The organism is Chitinophaga sp. RCC_12 (genome assembly GCF_041360695.1).
Lineage (GTDB): Bacteria > Bacteroidota > Bacteroidia > Chitinophagales > Chitinophagaceae > Chitinophaga.
The window spans coordinates 88,539-105,481 of the sequence record NZ_JBFUPS010000016.1 but is presented as its reverse complement, the minus strand read 5'-3'; the positions used below and the strand labels follow the sequence as shown (position 1 = coordinate 105,481).

The 16,943-nt window shown below is 47.5% G+C and carries 16 protein-coding genes; 6 read left to right on the top strand and 10 right to left on the bottom strand.

The features are described from left to right. The first annotated feature begins 14 nt into the window (after positions 1 to 14). Together AB6805_RS31375 and AB6805_RS31370 are read left to right on the top strand one after the other, a co-directional pair. Positions 15 to 290 carry a DUF3098 domain-containing protein gene (locus tag AB6805_RS31375; RefSeq protein WP_370913382.1) on the top strand — a complete coding sequence of 92 codons (276 nt, stop codon included), beginning with the start codon at positions 15 to 17 and terminating at the stop codon, positions 288 to 290. Between the two features lie 75 nt (positions 291 to 365). Continuing rightward, entirely contained in the window at positions 366 to 1,166 is an 801-nt protein-coding gene (locus AB6805_RS31370; RefSeq protein ID WP_370913381.1) for an undecaprenyl-diphosphate phosphatase, read from the top strand. Between the two features lie 220 nt (positions 1,167 to 1,386). On the opposite strand, the gene AB6805_RS31365 is transcribed toward AB6805_RS31370, so the two are convergent. Further along, complete coding sequence (locus AB6805_RS31365) at positions 1,387 to 2,604, bottom strand: alanine dehydrogenase (RefSeq protein ID WP_079473555.1); 1,218 nt, start codon at positions 2,602 to 2,604, stop codon at positions 1,387 to 1,389. Between the two features lie 42 nt (positions 2,605 to 2,646). Further along, positions 2,647 to 3,084, bottom strand: coding sequence for a tRNA (adenosine(37)-N6)-threonylcarbamoyltransferase complex ATPase subunit type 1 TsaE (tsaE, locus tag AB6805_RS31360; protein WP_370913380.1), 438 nt, complete (start codon positions 3,082 to 3,084; stop codon positions 2,647 to 2,649). Between the two features lie 205 nt (positions 3,085 to 3,289). Here tsaE and AB6805_RS31355 point away from each other — a divergent pair, with 205 nt between their 5' ends. Then, the gene (locus tag AB6805_RS31355; RefSeq protein WP_370913379.1) at positions 3,290 to 5,392 is read left to right on the top strand and encodes a heavy metal translocating P-type ATPase; all 2,103 of its coding nucleotides are present in this window, start codon (positions 3,290 to 3,292) and stop codon (positions 5,390 to 5,392) included. Positions 5,393 to 5,637: 245 nt separating this feature from the next. Next, a complete protein-coding gene (locus AB6805_RS31350; RefSeq protein WP_370913378.1) occupies positions 5,638 to 7,545 on the top strand; it encodes an ATP-dependent DNA helicase RecQ in 1,908 nt (635 codons plus the stop codon). A 318-nt stretch (positions 7,546 to 7,863) separates the two neighbouring features. Here AB6805_RS31350 and AB6805_RS31345 read toward each other — a convergent pair whose 3' ends face one another. Then, positions 7,864 to 8,910 (bottom strand): Gfo/Idh/MocA family oxidoreductase, encoded by a 1,047-nt coding sequence (locus tag AB6805_RS31345; protein WP_370913377.1) that lies wholly within the window; start codon positions 8,908 to 8,910, stop codon positions 7,864 to 7,866. A 48-nt stretch (positions 8,911 to 8,958) separates the two neighbouring features. Further along, a complete protein-coding gene (locus AB6805_RS31340; protein ID WP_370913376.1) occupies positions 8,959 to 10,512 on the bottom strand; it encodes a helicase HerA-like domain-containing protein in 1,554 nt (517 codons plus the stop codon). Between the two features lie 167 nt (positions 10,513 to 10,679). Here AB6805_RS31340 and AB6805_RS31335 point away from each other — a divergent pair, with 167 nt between their 5' ends. Together AB6805_RS31335 and AB6805_RS31330 are read left to right on the top strand one after the other, a co-directional pair. Then, complete coding sequence (locus AB6805_RS31335; RefSeq protein WP_370913375.1) at positions 10,680 to 11,162, top strand: DUF2975 domain-containing protein; 483 nt, start codon at positions 10,680 to 10,682, stop codon at positions 11,160 to 11,162. Positions 11,163 to 11,183: 21 nt separating this feature from the next. Continuing rightward, complete coding sequence (locus AB6805_RS31330; protein ID WP_079473561.1) at positions 11,184 to 11,387, top strand: helix-turn-helix transcriptional regulator; 204 nt, start codon at positions 11,184 to 11,186, stop codon at positions 11,385 to 11,387. Between the two features lie 83 nt (positions 11,388 to 11,470). Here AB6805_RS31330 and AB6805_RS31325 read toward each other — a convergent pair whose 3' ends face one another. The 6 genes from AB6805_RS31325 to AB6805_RS31300 are packed head-to-tail and all read right to left on the bottom strand — an operon-like array spanning position 11,471 to position 16,936. Further along, positions 11,471 to 11,851, bottom strand: a complete 381-nt coding sequence (locus tag AB6805_RS31325) for a co-chaperone GroES (RefSeq protein WP_370913374.1) — start codon at positions 11,849 to 11,851, stop codon at positions 11,471 to 11,473. A 57-nt stretch (positions 11,852 to 11,908) separates the two neighbouring features. Beyond that, positions 11,909 to 12,748, bottom strand: coding sequence for an MBL fold metallo-hydrolase (locus AB6805_RS31320; RefSeq protein WP_370913373.1), 840 nt, complete (start codon positions 12,746 to 12,748; stop codon positions 11,909 to 11,911). Between the two features lie 41 nt (positions 12,749 to 12,789). Further along, the gene (locus AB6805_RS31315; RefSeq protein ID WP_370913372.1) at positions 12,790 to 14,067 is read right to left on the bottom strand and encodes an MFS transporter; all 1,278 of its coding nucleotides are present in this window, start codon (positions 14,065 to 14,067) and stop codon (positions 12,790 to 12,792) included. A 46-nt stretch (positions 14,068 to 14,113) separates the two neighbouring features. Then, positions 14,114 to 14,731: an ATP-binding cassette domain-containing protein gene (locus AB6805_RS31310; RefSeq protein WP_370913371.1), complete on the bottom strand. Its 618-nt coding sequence runs from the start codon at positions 14,729 to 14,731 to the stop codon at positions 14,114 to 14,116. Further along, a complete protein-coding gene (gene lpxA, locus AB6805_RS31305) occupies positions 14,715 to 15,515 on the bottom strand; it encodes an acyl-ACP--UDP-N-acetylglucosamine O-acyltransferase (RefSeq protein ID WP_325643621.1) in 801 nt (266 codons plus the stop codon). Before lpxA ends, AB6805_RS31310 begins: the two co-directional genes overlap by 17 nt. 5 nt (positions 15,516 to 15,520) lie before the next feature. Continuing rightward, positions 15,521 to 16,936, bottom strand: coding sequence for a bifunctional UDP-3-O-[3-hydroxymyristoyl] N-acetylglucosamine deacetylase/3-hydroxyacyl-ACP dehydratase (locus AB6805_RS31300; protein WP_370913370.1), 1,416 nt, complete (start codon positions 16,934 to 16,936; stop codon positions 15,521 to 15,523). Positions 16,937 to 16,943 lie beyond the last annotated feature (7 nt).

Genomic DNA, 16,943 nt, shown 5'->3' with positions numbered 1-16,943 from the left:
TAATACCAAACACTATGGCTAAAACAGCTTTAAATAAGGAGGCAGAAAACACATTGACCGACAGCCGCCCTATTTTCCCAAAAGAAAACTACAAATTTATGCTGGCTGGTATTGTGGTGATTATCCTGGGCTTCCTCTTCATGATGGGAGGAGATACCAGCGATCCCAACAGCTTCAAACCGGAACAGGTATATAGCTTCCGCAGAATCACCCTGGCGCCTATCGTTATTGTACTGGGCCTGGTGATAGAAGTATATGCTATTATGCACCGTCCGAAACCAAAGGCATAATTGCTTCTATAAAAGTATTTTAACAGCGATGATCCCTCATCGCTTTTTTTTTAACTTTTAACCATATTAAATTCGATGAATGTTTTTCAGGCTATCATTATTGCCATCGTGGAAGGCCTAACGGAGTTTCTGCCGGTTTCCTCCACCGGGCATATGATCATTGTGAGCGCACTGCTGGGTATTGGTAAAGATGAATTTACCAAGTTATTCGAAGTAGTGATCCAGCTGGGAGCGATCCTGGCAGTAGTGGTATTTTATTGGAGAAAATTCCTGGTATTTGATAAAAACCGGTTTAACTTTTACCTGAAACTGGCCATCGCCGTGATCCCGGCGCTGATCCTCGGTTTCCTCTTCAGCGACAAGATCGATGCCATGCTGGAAAGCCCGCTAACAGTAGGAATTACGCTGCTGGTAGGTGGTATCATCCTCCTGTTTGTAGACGACTATTTTAAAGAACCCACTATTACCACAGAAGAAAAAATAGACGTTTTTACCGCTTTACGCATAGGTTTTTACCAGTGCCTGGCGCTTATTCCCGGCACCAGCCGCAGTGCAGCCTCCATCATCGGTGGTATGCAGCAAAAGCTGTCCCGCAGTGTAGCAGCCGAATTCTCTTTTTTCCTGGCAGTACCTACCATGGCAGCAGCCACCGGCTACAAACTGCTGAAAGGACGGGAGTTGCTAACCGCGCATCCTGAAAACCTGAAGCTCCTGCTGATCGGCAACATCGTGGCCTTCGTAGTGGCCCTGGGCGCCATCAAATTCTTTATAGGCGCCGTAAAAAAATACGGATTTAAAATGTGGGGATACTATCGCATCGTGGTGGGCATTATCATCATAGCGGCCATATTGCTGGGCTACCAACTCGAAGTGTAGAGCGGATTTTGTCTTGGCTCAGGATTACGCTGATTTTACTGATTACCTGGATTTTTACTTTTGGATTTTTTTTAGATTTTTAGATTTTCTTAAAATAATAATTAAGGGAGATAAGAGCGGATATCCGCTTCTATCTCCCTTAATCCTTTATAAAATCAAAAAAGTAAAATCCAGGTAATCAGTAAAATCAGCGTAATCCTGAGCCAAGACAAAATCCGCGTTATCCTTTTACCGCCAGCAATAACTCCAAATCGGTGTATTTAAGCTTGAACTTTTCGCTCAGGTGGTAGTTCGTTAATGCGCCTTTATAAAGATAGATGCCGTTGCGTACGCCGCGTTTAATCCATACAAGGTTTTCGAATCCGCCGTCGTCGGCGGCTTCCACGAGTAAGGGCATCAGCACATTGCTGATGGCTTCAGAGGCGGTGCGGGCAAAACCGGATGGAATATTGGGTACGCAGTAGTGTACCACATCGTACTTTTTAAATACCGGGTTTTCGTGTGTAGTGATTTCCGACGTTTCAAAACAGCCGCCCCGGTCGATGCTCACATCCACAATAACGGAACCCGCTTTCATGTTGCTCACCATCGATTCGCTGACAACAATCGGCGTCCGCCCGCTTTGCGACGACAATGCGCCTACCGCTACATCGGCATTGCGCAGCTGCTCTGCCAGCACTTTAGGCTGGATAACGGACGTGAATACACGTACCCCGATGTTGTTTTGCAGCCTTTTCAGCTTATAAATGTTATTATCAAATACTTTTACGGAAGATCCCAATGCAAGTGCAGTACGGGCTGCAAACTCACCCACGATACCAGCGCCTATGATCACTACTTTCGTAGGAGGAATGCCGGTAATGCCTCCCAGGAGGATACCTTTTCCTTTGTTGTCGTTGCTGAGGTACTGTCCTGCAATCAACATACAGGCGCCCCCGGCAATTTCGCTCATGGCCCTTACAATAGGGTAGGTGCCTGCATCATCTTTCAGGTTTTCAAAAGATAACAGCGTGATACGCTTATCCATCATTTTTTCTACCTGTGGCGCTTTCAGTGCAGCCAGGTGGATGGGAGAAATAACGATCTGGTGCGGGTGCAGCAGCTCTATCTCTTCATCGTTCAGCGGTGCGGATTTTACAATGATCTCTGCTTTAAAGACCTCCTTTTTGTCGTATACAATTTCCGCCCCGGCTTCCGAATAGTCGGTGTCATAATAGTGCGACCCGTCACCGGCTTTGTGCTCTACCACTATGTGATGTCCGTGTGCCGCTAGAATGCTGACTGCATCGGGCGTAAGGGCAATCCGGTTTTCCTGGAAAGATGTTTCTTTCGGGATACCTATAAACAAACGGGAATTTTTCTGCGGAATATCCAACGTTTCTTCCAGCGGTGAATAGGTAAACCCAGCACTTACTACAGGTTTTTGCCTCTGCTCCATATGCGTGTTCAGTTTTTTTAAATCGAAGTATCCAAAGATACATCATTTGAGAGATGAAGCGATTTCGCGCAGGACCCTTTTTTGATCCGGTTGTACCTCCAGCTGGAGGTGAATGGTATCCGGCGGTAGCATATGCGCTATTATTTCCGGCCACTCCACAAAACAAATGGCATCCTGGTAAAGTGTGTCTTCCACGCCGGCGCTGATGGCGTCGTCTTCATCCCGGAGCCGGTACAGGTCCAGGTGGAAAATACGGCGGGGTGTCCCTTCCGCGTCGGTGTAGGCGTATTCGTTTATGATTGAAAACGTAGGGCTGGCAGTGGCATCCTGCACGCCTTTGGCGGCGCATAAAGCCTTTACCAGGGTAGTTTTCCCGGCCCCCATCGGGCCTTTAAGGGTGAAAACCTGTTTACCGGTGAAATGATCCCAGAACTGCCGGGCGGTTTCCGGCAGTTGATCCAGCGTAAATGTCCATTGCATCCCCAAAAATAAGGAGAAAGCAGAAAGCAAAAGCGATTGTCACCAGATTTTGCAAAAGTTGCAGCAGTGCGTCAAAAATCAGGTAAGGCCCTTGTCCGGCCTGTTTCGGGCTACCCATATCGCACTTCTGCCGCTTCGTTGCATTAATATTTTACCTGCCTATTTCATCCGCTGCTAACTTTGTATGCAGGAGGAAAGATGTCAGATGACAGCCATTAATTGCAAGGTGGAAGGAATGCATTGCACCAGTTGTGCACTCGGCGTTTCCAAATACCTGGAGAAAAAGGGAATGCAGGACGTTAACGTCAGCTTTGCTACGGAAGAAGTTAGTTTCAATGCACCGGAAGGCGCCAACTCAACGGAAATACTCAACGGTATTACCCAAATGGGATATCGCGTAGTGTTGCCGGAAGACAAACCCGCAGAAAAGAAAGTATATACCACCCTTACATTCAAATTTGTTTTTTGTCTCATATTTACGCTGCCCCTGCTCCTGCATATGTGGGTCAGCTGGTCGTGGTTACACCACCCCTGGGTACAGTTCTGGCTTACGCTGCCGGTATACCTCGTGGGAATGTGGCACTTCGGCCGTAGCGCGGTGCGTTCCGTCATCAACCGCATGGCCAATATGGACGTGCTGGTATCGCTCGGCGCCACCGCAGCCTTCGCATACAGTTTTGTAGGAACCGTTGTGTACGGCAACCCGGACTATATGTTCTACGAAACCACGGCAGCCATTATCACCCTGGTGTTCCTGGGAAATATGCTGGAGGAAAGGTCCGTGAAACAAACCACTTCTGCGATTGCCGAACTGGCACGCATGCAGGTCACCACAGCCCGGCTTATTAACACCGATCACGGTCACGAACATATCCATGAAGTGGATAACCGTACCCTGCGTACGGGCGACTGCGTATTGGTGAATACCGGTGATAAAATACCCATGGACGGCACCATCTACTGGGGCAGCGGCCATGCCAACGAAGCCATGATCACCGGTGAAAGCGCGCCTGTCAGCAAAAAAGAAAAGGACAAAGTAATCGGCGGTACCATACTGGAAGACGGCAGCATCAAAGTATATATCACGGCCACCGGTAAAGACACCGTGTTGTCCTATATCATAGAACTGGTAAAACAGGCGCAGTCGGATAAGCCACCCATGCAGAAACTGGCCGACCGCATCAGCGCCATATTTGTGCCACTGGTACTCGGCATAGCCCTGGTTACCTTCCTCGGATGGTATTTTATAGGGCATACCACGCTGGCCACTGCCATGATGCGCAGTGTAGCCGTATTGGTTATTTCCTGCCCCTGCGCCATGGGCCTGGCCACACCCGCCGCCGTGATGGTAGGACTGGGACGCGCCGCGCGCAACGGTATCCTGATCAAAGGAGGTCACACCCTGGAAATGTTTAAGGATATCAGGCAGGTGGTATTTGATAAAACAGGTACCCTCACCACCGGTAAATTACAATTGGGCGAATACCGCTTTTTTGATATGCCGGAAGAAGATTTTAAACAGATAGTATACAGCCTGGAAAAATATTCTTCCCATCCCATTGCCCGCTCTATTGCCTCGCTCTGGAAATTGGCCGGAGAAGTACCGCTGCAGCAGGTCCGCGAACACAAAGGTTTGGGTATGCGTGCCAGCGATAAAGCAGGTAACCAGTGGCAGTTAGGCTCTTTCCGCATGGCAAATGGTATTACGGAAGATGACAGCCATAACCTGTATCTCCTGAAAAACGGCCTGCTGGCAGGATGGATCGATTTTACAGATGAAATAAGACCAGAAGCCGCACAGGTAATTATACAACTGCAGCAATCCGGTATCAAATCCATCTTACTAAGTGGCGACACCACCCGCAAGTGCCGGGAACTCGCCACCAAGCTGGGTATTACAGAAGTGTACGCGGAACAGTCGCCCGAACAAAAACTACAAAAGATAGACGCCCTCATGAAAACCGCCCCTACCGCCATGGTAGGCGACGGCATCAATGATGCGCCCGCACTGGCTAAAGCCACCATTGGCATCTCTCTCAGCGATGCCACCCAGGTAGCCATGCAAAGCGCCAACGTAGTATTGCTCAATAACAACCTGGGCTCGCTGCCACTGGCGCTGGGACTGGGAAAGCATACCTATCTCACCATCAAACAGAATCTTTTCTGGGCATTCATTTATAACGTAGTGGCGATACCGGTAGCCGCCCTCGGATTCCTGAATCCCATCGTCGGCGCCGGCATAATGGGCCTCTCCGATGTGGTGCTGGCAGTAAACTCTATACGCCTGCGCTACAAAAACGTGATCTAAGCGGATGTTGTCTTACTCAGGATTACGCTGATTATACTGATTACTTTGATTTTACTTTTTGGATTTTTAAAGGATTTTAAAAGATTAGCGAAGATATAAGCGGGTATATCATTCGCTTATATCTTCGCTAATCCTTTAAAAATCCAACATGATCAATCCTGGCTAATCAGTATAATCAGCGTAATCCTGAGTAAGACAAAATCCGCTCTAATCGCGTATCTTCGCACTAACCATTAAATTTTTATTTGAGTACGCCCGTAGCCATATTACAGCAATACTGGGGATACGAACAGTTTCGCCCGTTACAGGAAGATATCGTGAATGCTGTACTGGAAGGACAGGATACACTGGCCCTACTGCCCACAGGTGGTGGTAAGTCCATTTGTTTCCAGGTACCGGCCATGATGAAGCCAGGGTTATGCCTGGTCATTACCCCGCTCATTGCGTTGATGAAAGACCAGGTGGCCAATCTCAAAAAAAGAGGGATCACTGCATACTCCATCTATTCCGGTATGCCTTACCAGGAGGTGGAAAGGGTCCTGGAAGCCGCCCGCCGCGGTGGATGCAAGTTTTTATATGTATCTCCCGAAAGATTACAAAGCAAACTTTTTCAAACCTATTGTGATGGCCTCCCGGTAAACCTGCTGGCGATTGATGAAGCACATTGCATCTCCCAGTGGGGATACGATTTCCGCCCGGCATACCTGCAGATCGCAGACATCCGCAGCTTCTTCCCGGAAGCGCCGGTACTGGCACTCACGGCCTCGGCTACACCACGCGTACAAACAGATATCTGTGAGAAACTGCTGATGAAGGATGCAAAAGTTTTTACCAAAAGCTTTGCCCGCTCCAACCTCTCTTACAGCGTACTCGAAGAATCTACCAAAATTGATAAGGTAAAACATATACTGGACCGCGTTCCCGGCTGCGGCATCGTTTATTGCCGTAACCGTAAACGCACCAAGGAAATTGCTTCCCTGCTGGAATTACAGGGTATCCCTGCCAGTTATTACCATGCCGGTTTACCACAGGCAGAAAGAGCCGCCCGGCAGGAAGCCTGGATCAATAATGAAACGCGCATCATGGTTTGTACCAATGCCTTCGGCATGGGAATCGATAAACCGGATGTACGCATAGTGGTGCATTACGATATGCCCGACGGACTGGAAGCCTACTACCAGGAGGCAGGCCGCGCCGGCAGGGACGAACAGAAGGCATATGCCGTATTGCTCTATAACGAAGAGGAACTAACGGATATGCATGAACGGATTGCATTACAGTTTCCGTCGCTGGAGCAGATCCGTGAAGTATACCAGGGCATTGTCAACTACCTCCAGGTGCCGGTAGGCAGCGCGGAAGGCATGTATTTCGATTTTGATATCAACGATTTTGCCCGCACCTTCCACCTGAATCTCACCATTGCCTACAGCGCGGTGCGCGTGCTGGAACAGGAAGGCGTGCTGCAGCTCAGCGAAAGCGTATTCCTCCCTTCCCGTGCGGAATTCGTTACCAATAAAGAATCACTGTACGAGTTTGAAAATGCATATCCCGCATTGGAGGAAATTATCAAAACATTGTTGCGTACCTACGAAGGGATCTTCGATAATGCCGTACCCATTTATGAACGGCAGATAGGCCGCATCATGCTGATGGAAGATGATGATATTGCCGCACAGCTGCACCAGCTGCACCAATACGGCATCCTGCACTATCAGCCCCGCCGCGACGAGCCACAACTTTGTTTCCTCCAGGAACGGGTGTCCTCACAAAACCTGCGCATCAATATGGCCAGGGTGGAAGTACGCAAGAAAGTTTATGCCGACAGACTCGCCGCCATGTTTGCGTATGTACGTAACCGTGACATATGCCGTACACAGCAACTGGTAGCCTATTTCGGCGAAAAGGATGCCACTCCTTGCGGCGTATGCGATATCTGTTTAAAAAAGAAATCGCAGCCAATGGATGCCGCCGGGTTTAAGCGTATATCCGACCACGTTATCACCATGCTGAAAGAAGAACCACTGCTGTTTAACATGCTGCAAACCAAACTACCCGACGTAAAAAGAAGCGACCTGATGGAAGTCCTCCAGTTCCTGAACGAAGAAGGCATTGTGGTGCGGGATGAGGCGGGGCGGCTGTCTTGCGCGCGGTGAGAGCGGATTTTGTCTTACTCAGGATTACGCTGATTTTACTGATTACCTGGATTTTTACTTTTGGATTTTTATATGATTTTTAAAAAGATTCGGGGAGATACAAGCGAATGTAACCGCTTATATCTCCCCGAATTCTTTTAAAACCCAAGGTGATCAATCCAGCTTAACCGCTTTTATCTCCCCGAATCTTTTAAAATCAATATCCTGGTTAATCGCTTTTGTCTCCCCGAATCTTTTTAAAAATCATATAAAAATCCAAAAGTAAAAATCCAGGTAATCAGTAAAATCAGCGTAATCCTGAGTAAGACAACATCCGCGTTAAAGATCAATCACCCTTCCCTCCTTACTGCTCTCGAAGGCAGCTTCGATTACTTTGATCACTTTAATGGCGTCCTGCGGTGGTACGGGGTTGGCGGCTTTATTTACTAAGGCTTCGTAGATGCCCTGGTAGTAGTCCATGTAGTTGCCACTTCCGCCGGGAACATATTTCTTTACTACTTTGCCATCAATTTCTGTGTGGAGCAGGCCCCATTCATGCGGCTGTTCTGCGCCCCAGTCGGGGCTGTTGGGAAAAAGACCTCTTTGCAGCTGCGCTTCCTGTATATCAGATTTTGTTTTGATAAAGGAGCCGGTACGGCCATGCAGCTGGTAAGCTGGCAGGGCTTCGCGTACCAGGTAGTTGCATTTTACACGCGCCCGCAGCTGATCATAGTAAAGCACCAGTTCAAAATAATCGTCTACAATGGAGTCGCGGCGGATCACGCGGATGTCGGCCCAAATGCGTTTAGGCATGCCAAACAAAGTAATGGCCTGGTCGATCAGGTGTGAGCCCAGGTCGTACAAAGCGCCGGTGCCGGGGCCTCCCAGTTCTTTATGTTTTTTATAACTCAGCTCTTCCTTGAAGCGGTCGTAGTGTATTTCTGCTTCCAGTACATCACCCAGCTGACCGGACTGCAATACCTCTCTTACTACTTTATAGTCGCTGTCGTAGCGACGGTTGTGGTAAACGCTGAGCAACAAACCTTTCTCAGCAGCTAAGGCTGCAAGTGTTTCACCTTCTTTGGCGTGTACGGTGAAAGGCTTTTCTACAATCACATTCTTTCCTGCTTCCAGTGCCGCCTTTACAAAGTCGAAGTGTGTGTAGTTAGGAGTGTTTACTACGATCAGTTCCAGGTCTTTGTCTGCCAGCATATCCTCTACGCTCGTATATACTTTAACGTTAGGATAGCGTTGCTGCGCCAGGTTTTTACTTCTTTCTACTACCGCTGTAAATTCAAATCCCGGGTTTACGTGCAGGAACGGGGCATGAAATATCTGTCCAGACATGCCGTACGAGCATACGCCCGTTTTAATAATTCTACTCATACTTTTGATATATTGATGTAAACTGACAGCGTGGCTGTCGTTGCATAATTAAAACCAGCTTTTGCTTTTACTGCTTTTTCCACCCAGGCCCAATGCGCCCAGTAAGCTGCGGGTGATGATGTTGGCAGCGGTGCGGCCCACCTGCCGTGCTACAGAGCTATCCATTACCTGCTCAAGAACGCCTTTTTCCTGTTTTTGTTTCCCGGAAGATTTGGGCGCAGCTTCAGTAGCGGCTGTTTTCTCGGCGGCTTCCTGCAGCTTGGCGGTGAGGATTTCATACGCGCTTTCACTGTCAATTTCCTGCCCGTATTTCTTTACCAGCTTGGAGTTGTTCACCAGCCCGTCAATTTCCGCCGGTGTTAATACATCCATGCGTGACCGTGGCGATACCAGCATGGTAGCGGCTAACGGGGTAGGAACGCCTTTTTCATTCAGGCAGGTAATGAGCGCTTCACCAATACCTATCTGGGTTAGCAACTCATCTGTTTTATAGAAATCTGATAATGGGTAGTTCTCCGCTGTTTGCTTGATTGTTTTGCGATCGTTGGCTGTAAAGGCACGCAGGGCATGTTGTACTTTAAGACCCAGTTGTCCCAGCACGGAAGGAGGTACATCCATCGGGTTTTGGGTACAGAAGAAAATACCGACGCCTTTTGAACGGATCAGTTTAATGATGGTATCTATCTGTTTCAGCAAGGCGTCGCTGGCCTCATTGAAAATAAGATGCGCCTCATCAATGAACATCACCAGCTTTGGTTTGTCCAGGTCGCCTTCTTCCGGGAGGGTCGCATATAATTCTGCCAGCAGGCTGAGCATGAAGGTGGAAAACAGTTTCGGACGATCCTGTATATCATTTACGCGCAGTATGGATATGATACCGCGGCCATCGTCGCTGATCCGCATCAGGTCATCTACTTCAAAAGATTTCTCTCCAAAAAACAATGCAGCACCCTGTTGCTCCAGTTCAATCACTTTACGCAGGATGGTGCCGGTAGAGGTAGTGGATATCTTTCCGTAATCCTTTTCCAGTGCAGCCTTGCCTTCATCGCCGGCAAATTGCAATACTTTTTTAAAGTCTTTCAGATCCAGTAAAGGCAATTTGTTATCATCGCAATATTTGAAAAGCATGGCTACAAGGCCAGCCTGCGTATCGTTCAGTTCCAGGATCTTCGACAGGAGGATGGGACCAAACTCGCTGACGGTAGCCCGTAAGCGCACGCCCTTTTCCTGGCTGAGGGATAACAGTTCTGATGGATAGGCCGCGGCACTCCAGCTGCCGCCTATTTTCTGGTAACGCTCCGCAATTTTCGGGTTGTCGCTGCCGGCGGCTGCAATGCCGCTCAGATCTCCTTTGATGTCCATCAACAGTACCGGCACGCTGGCATCGCTGAGTCCTTCGGCGATCACCTGCAGCGTTTTGGTTTTACCGGTACCAGTGGCGCCGGCAATCAAACCATGACGGTTAAGTGTTTTGAGTGGCAGGAAAACATCCGCCCCGGCTACTACTTCGCCGTTCAGCATGGCACATCCCAGCTTGAAATGCTCGCCTTTAAAAGTATAGCCGCTTTTGATATATTCCAGAAATGCATCCTGATTGGGCATGACGTAATTTTTTTTATGAAGATAATAAAAAGCAACAAGCGGTTGAGCTTCAAATTATTATCCGCCCATACATACCGATTATCGATCATTAATTATTGATAAACGATAAAATTATTTTGATTTTCGATAAAATGAAAATACCTTTGAGGTATTAAACAGGGCGTAACATGAAAATCAGTAAGTATCTTCTCCCGTTGAAAATCGTGCTGCTCATTTCTGTATTGATCAGTGTTTACATCACGATCTTTAACGGTGTTGCTTTTTTTCAATCACGTTTCAGTCCTGATACCCCCGGTTTAAAAGCAGCCGTTCTTCAAAATACCATACTGGGTTTATTGTACCTGGTAATGACCTGGTATCTTTTCCGGTTATTGATCGGCGCCGGGAGTGAAGATATTATCTCCCGTAAAAATCTCAGCGCGGTAAAAGGGATCCTGCTGGTATTATCGGGACTGCTGCTCACGAAAATCGTTTTTGCCTGGATAGCGGGCGACAGCATAAAGGTGTACAACAACCGGCTTTATTTCCGGCTGCTGAGCGTATTGGGCGCTTCCTGGGAATTGCTGATGGCCTTCATGGTGATCCTGGCGCTGGCCATCGTTTTTGAAAGGGCGGTAAGCCTGAAGGAAGAACAGGCGTTGACCATTTAATGATCTAAATAACAATATACAATGGGGATAATCGTCAATCTGGACGTGATGCTGGCAAAAAGGAAGATGTCGCTGACGGAGCTGAGTGTGCAGGTAGGTATTACGATGGCAAATCTCAGTATACTAAAAAGTGGCAAAGCAAAGGCCATCCGGTTTTCCACACTGGAAGAGATCTGCCGGGTACTGGAATGTCAGCCGGGCGATATACTGGAATACAAAGAATAGATTGCTTTTTCATACATGATAGACAAAAAAAAATCTGCTATTCGTTAGCAGATTTTTTTATTTATAAGATAACAGAAGATGATCTACAGGTCTTCTTCTCTTTCCAGCATCAGGATAGCAGCCTGTGGTACGATATAATAGGTTTCTTCCTCGTACACTACCGCGGTGGAACCACTGACCAGGAAAATAGCCAGGTCGCCTTCTTTCACCTGTAACGGAATATATTTTACCTTCTCTTCTTCAGGCTTCCAGGCATCATCATTGTCCACAGGCACAGGTATAGCATACCCTGGCCCCGTTTTAATAACATAGCCACGTTGAACCTTTTCCTTTTCCTGAACCCCGGGAGGCAGGTATAATCCACTGCTGGTGCGCTCGTGGGGTGTAGCTGGCTTTATCAGCACGCGGTCGCCCACAACGATCAGTTTTTTCAATTTATTATCTGTTGTTATGTGTATAGCCATACAGAGTTGCTATCAAATATAATGCAGTAGGCATAATTGTGACAGACTGACAGTAATTTAAATACTGCTGAGTGAAAAAGTTTCACCTGCACGGATACCTTTTTCGGTTTGTTGCAACACACAGCATTCATTTACCGGGTCATGTTCGAAGTAAAGGATGTATTCTTTATCTGCAGCCTCCTGTAAAAAGCTTTTCTTTTCCTGCAATGTTTTCAGTGGGAACATGTCATATGCCATTACATAAGGCAATGGTATATGGCCGGTGGAAGGCAGCAGGTCGGCCATGTATATAATGGTTTTACCCTTATAGCTGATCTGCGGCAGCATCATGGCATCCGTGTGCCCGTTGGCAAACCGGATGGAAATGTTATCCGTGAAGTTGACGCCTTCAAGATGATTAATAAATTTCAGCTGACCGCTTTCCTGGATCGGAAGAATATTTTCTTTCAGGAAAGATGCCTTCTCCCGGTCGTTGGGTTGTGTAGCCCATTTCCAGTGATCTTCATTACTCCAGTAGGTTGCATTTTTAAAGGCAGGCGCCAGCTGTTCGCCCTGGCGGATAATACTGCCGCCACAGTGATCGAAGTGCAGGTGGGTGAGGAACATATCCGTGATATCATCCCGGTGGAAGCCATGTGCCGCCAGCGATTTATCCAGGGTAGCATCTCCATGCAGGTAATAATGACTAAAGAATTTTGCATCCTGCTTATCGCCAATGCCATTGTCTACCAGGATGAGGCGGTTGCCATCTTCGATCAGCAGGCAACGCATGGCCCAGCTGCATAAATTGTTTTCATCTGCAGGATTCAGTTTATTCCAGATGGTTTTAGGCACTACGCCAAACATTGCGCCGCCATCCAGTTTAAAGAATCCTGTTTCTATGGTGTATAATTTCATTATCCTTGAATTTTGTTGGATAGTTCTATTTTGAAAGATACCTAATTCTGCGATAGCTGTTTTTGTTTGCGTAATGCGGAAATGATCCAAATCAGCCCGATCACAAAAAATACCACCAGCGCCAGTACAGAATTCCGCATGTCTTCCGTGAGATCATCAATATAGGCAAACGAAAACATACCAATTACAATCGACAGTTTTTCCGTAACATCATAATAGCTGAAGAAGGAAGTGGTGTCTTCTGTTTCGGGCATCAGCTTGGCATAAGTAGACCGGCTGAGGGATTGGATACCGCCCATTACCAGTCCTACCGCAGTGGCCAGTAAATAAAAATGCATAGCCGTTTGCATTTTGTAACCGGCTATACAGATGCCTATCCAGAATATGACAACGGCAATCAATACACGTAAATTACCAAACCTGGTGGAAAGCCTGGCCATGCTCCATGCACCGGCAATAGCTACAATCTGGATAATCACTACGGTAACGATCAGCATTTCATCCGGTAGCTTCAGCACCTTGCCCCCAAAGATGGTAGCGGCCATCATCACGGTTTGTACCCCCATACTGTAAAAGAAAAATCCACGCAGGAATCTTTTCAGCACCGGCAGTTGTTTTACCTGGGCATATACTTTCCGTAATTCCGTAAATCCTTCTGTGAATGCGTTAACCGTATGTTTGGTAACAGCAGTGCTTTTGGGCAGGCGGGCAAAGGTGATCTGCGCAAAGCCAAACCACCAGATACCTACCAGCAGGAAGGTGAGCTGCACTGGCTGACTTTTACCCAGGCCCAGTGTTGGCCCCAATACCACCAGGGCAAATCCCAGCAGTTGTAAAATCACGCTGCCTACATAGCCCATGCTGTAACCCCGGGCGCTGATACGGTCCCGGTCTTCCGGCGCAGCAATTTCGGGGAGGTAGGAGTTGTAAAATACCAGCCCGCCGCAATACCCGATGGTAGAAAGAATAAAGCAAATCACGCCCAGCAGGAGATGATCCCCGTCGAAAAAGTACAGCGCCGAGCAGGAAAGCGAGCCCAGTATGGTAAAGAAGCGCAGGAAATTCTTTTTATTACCCCTGGTATCCGCAATAGACGACAGGATAGGAGAGGCAAGGGCTACCAGCAGGTAAGCGGCTGCCATGGAATAATTGTACAGTGCGGAGTTTACAAAGTTCATCCCGAGAAAGGAAACATGTTCACCTGTAACCGCTAAAAAATAGATAGGGAAAAAAGTAGTGGTGATAACGAGGTTGTACACGGAATTAGCCCAGTCGTACATGGCCCAGCCATTAATCACTTTCTTACTGGCAGTCTTCATATAGCTTTTAGCTTTTCACGAAGATAATATTCCCGGTGATTTTATCTTATTTATAATCCAGGATATGGATATGTTCGCGGCACATGAAGTATTCCTGTTCATCGTTGGAACTTACAATAATAAGGCGGTTACCGCCATATTCATTGATGAGTTGCTGGTATACGGCGATACCCGCTGCATCCAGGTTGGTGCAGGGTTCGTCCAGCAAAAGAACGGGAACGTCAGACAGGATGGCGAGGGCCAGCTTGATACGCTGCTTCATCCCGGAAGAAAAGTTGCGGAGTTGTTTGTTGGCGGCTTTTTCCAGTCCTACCAGCTGCATGGCAATGGCGGGAGTGATTCCCGGCAGGAAGTTTTTAAACTGTTGATGGAACCGGATGATTTCCGTGAGGGTGAACTCTTCGATGAGTTCAAGATAAGGAGCAGCGATGGCGCAATACTGGAAAAACGCATCGGAAGCGATGGGTTTTTCCGGCGTGCTATAAGTAACGGCGCCTTCATTGTGTTGAATGGCGCCGCTGATTACCTGTAATAAAGTGGATTTCCCTGAACCATTGGGCCCCAGTATGGCATAACGTTGTCCTTCACTAAAGGTGAGGGTTACCCGACGGAAGATCCAGTCGTAGTTAAAACGCTTACCTGTCTGGTTAAGAGATATCGTCATTGGTCCTGGAAGTATAGCCTCTCATGATGCCACGTCCTGATTCACGGATGAACGACAGGATTTCATCTCTCTCATCGGTAGCAGGAAATTCCGCTTCGATGATATTCACGGCTTTTGATAATTTATAACCTTTTACAAAGATGACACGGTAAATGTCCAGGATAGAGTTGATCTTTTCCAGGGAAAAGCCTCTTCTCTTTAACCCTACGGAATTTACGCCCACATAGGAAAGTGGTTCGCGTGCTGCTTTTACGAAAGGAGGCACATCTTTACGCACCATGGAACCGCCGGTTACAAATGCGTGATCGCCTACTTTACAAAATTGTTGGATGGCTACCATTCCCGCCAGTACCACGTGGTCGCCCACGGTAATGTGACCGGCAAGGGTAGTGTTATTTGAAAATACGCAGTAGTTGCCTACTTCGCAATCGTGTGCAATGTGGCTGTATGCCATGATCAGGCAGTTATTCCCGATGGTGGTTTTCCATTTGTCTTTGGTACCGCGGTTGATCGTCACATATTCACGGATAGTGGTGTTGTCGCCGATTTCAACGGTAGTTTCTTCACCCGCAAATTTCAAATCCTGGGGGATGGCAGAAATAACAGCGCCTGGAAAAATACGGCAGTTTTTGCCGATGCGGGCTCCTTCCATAATAGTTACGTTGGAACCTATCCAGGTACCATCACCGATTTCTACGTTTTTATGTATAACGGTAAATGGATCAATTTTTACATTAGGCGCAACTTTGGCGTCCGGATGTATGTATGTAAGCGGGTGGATCATTGCTATTATTTGCCTTCTCTTGTTTTTATAATTTGTGCGATCATGTCGGCCTCAGTAGCTACTTTGTTGCCGATGAATACTGTCCCCCGCATTTCCACAAGTCCTCTTCTGATAGGACTCAGCAACTCCATTTTTAATATCATGGTGTCGCCCGGAACTACTTTCTGTTTGAATTTACAATTATCTATCTTCAGGAAATAGGTATCATAGTTTTCAGGATCAGGTACGCGGTTCAATGCAAGGATACCGCCTACCTGCGCCAGCGCTTCTAATTGCAGAACGCCCGGCATTACAGGATTTGAAGGGAAATGTCCCTGGAAGAAATGTTCGTTGAAGGTAACATTCTTGATACCCACTACTTTCTCTTCTCCCAGTTCAATGATCTTATCAACCAGCAGCATCGGGTAGCGGTGCGGCAATGTTCTTTCAATACGTGGCGTATCAAATACAGGTGGCTGATTGGGATCGTAAACAGGTACGTCTTTATTATGTTTGTTCTTTTTGATATACGCTTTGATCGCACGGGCAAACTCCACGTTGGAGGCATGTCCGGGACGGTTGGCAATGATATGCGCATTGATCGGATAACCGATCAGGGCCAGATCGCCCACCACATCCAGCAGTTTATGACGTGCCGGTTCGTTCGGGAAACGTAATTCTATATTGTTCAGGATACCTTCTTTCTGTACAGAAATGGTTTCCCGGTTAAATACCTTTGCTAAACGTTCCAGCTCCTCTTCGGTAACCGGCTTGTCTACCACCACAATCGCGTTGTTGATATCCCCGCCTTTAATGAGGTTCAGCGACAGCTGGTATTCCAGTTCATGCAGGAAGCAGAAGGTACGGCAGGGTGCAATCTCTGTTTTGAACTCTTCGATACCCTTCATTTTCGCGTGCTGGGTACCTAATACCGGTGAGTTGAAGTCGATAAGACAGGTAATACGGTAATCCAGGGCCGGCATCGCCACCATTTCTACCTTTTTCTTCTCATCATAGTAACTGATGTTGGTATCAATAGTATAGTATACTTTCTTGGCATCCTGGTTCTGCAGACCGGTTTTTTCTATCGCTTCAATAAATGCGTAGGCGCTTCCATCCATGATAGGAATTTCACCACCATCCAGTTCCACCAGTACGTTGTCCACACCGGTTCCTGCCAAAGCAGCCATAATGTGTTCTACGGTACTCACTCTGGCGCCGTTGTGCTCGAGCGTGGTGCTGCGGGTTGTTTCTACTACATAATCCACATCTGCTTTCACGATGGGTTGTCCCGGCAGGTCTACACGTTGAAACTTAATCCCATGCCCCGGTGTAGCCGGTTTAAGGGTCATATTAACATAGGCGCCTGTATGCAAGCCAATACCCGACAAGGTGATCTCACCCTTTAAGGTATGCTGGTATTGCAACTGTTGATTTTCCATAATAAGG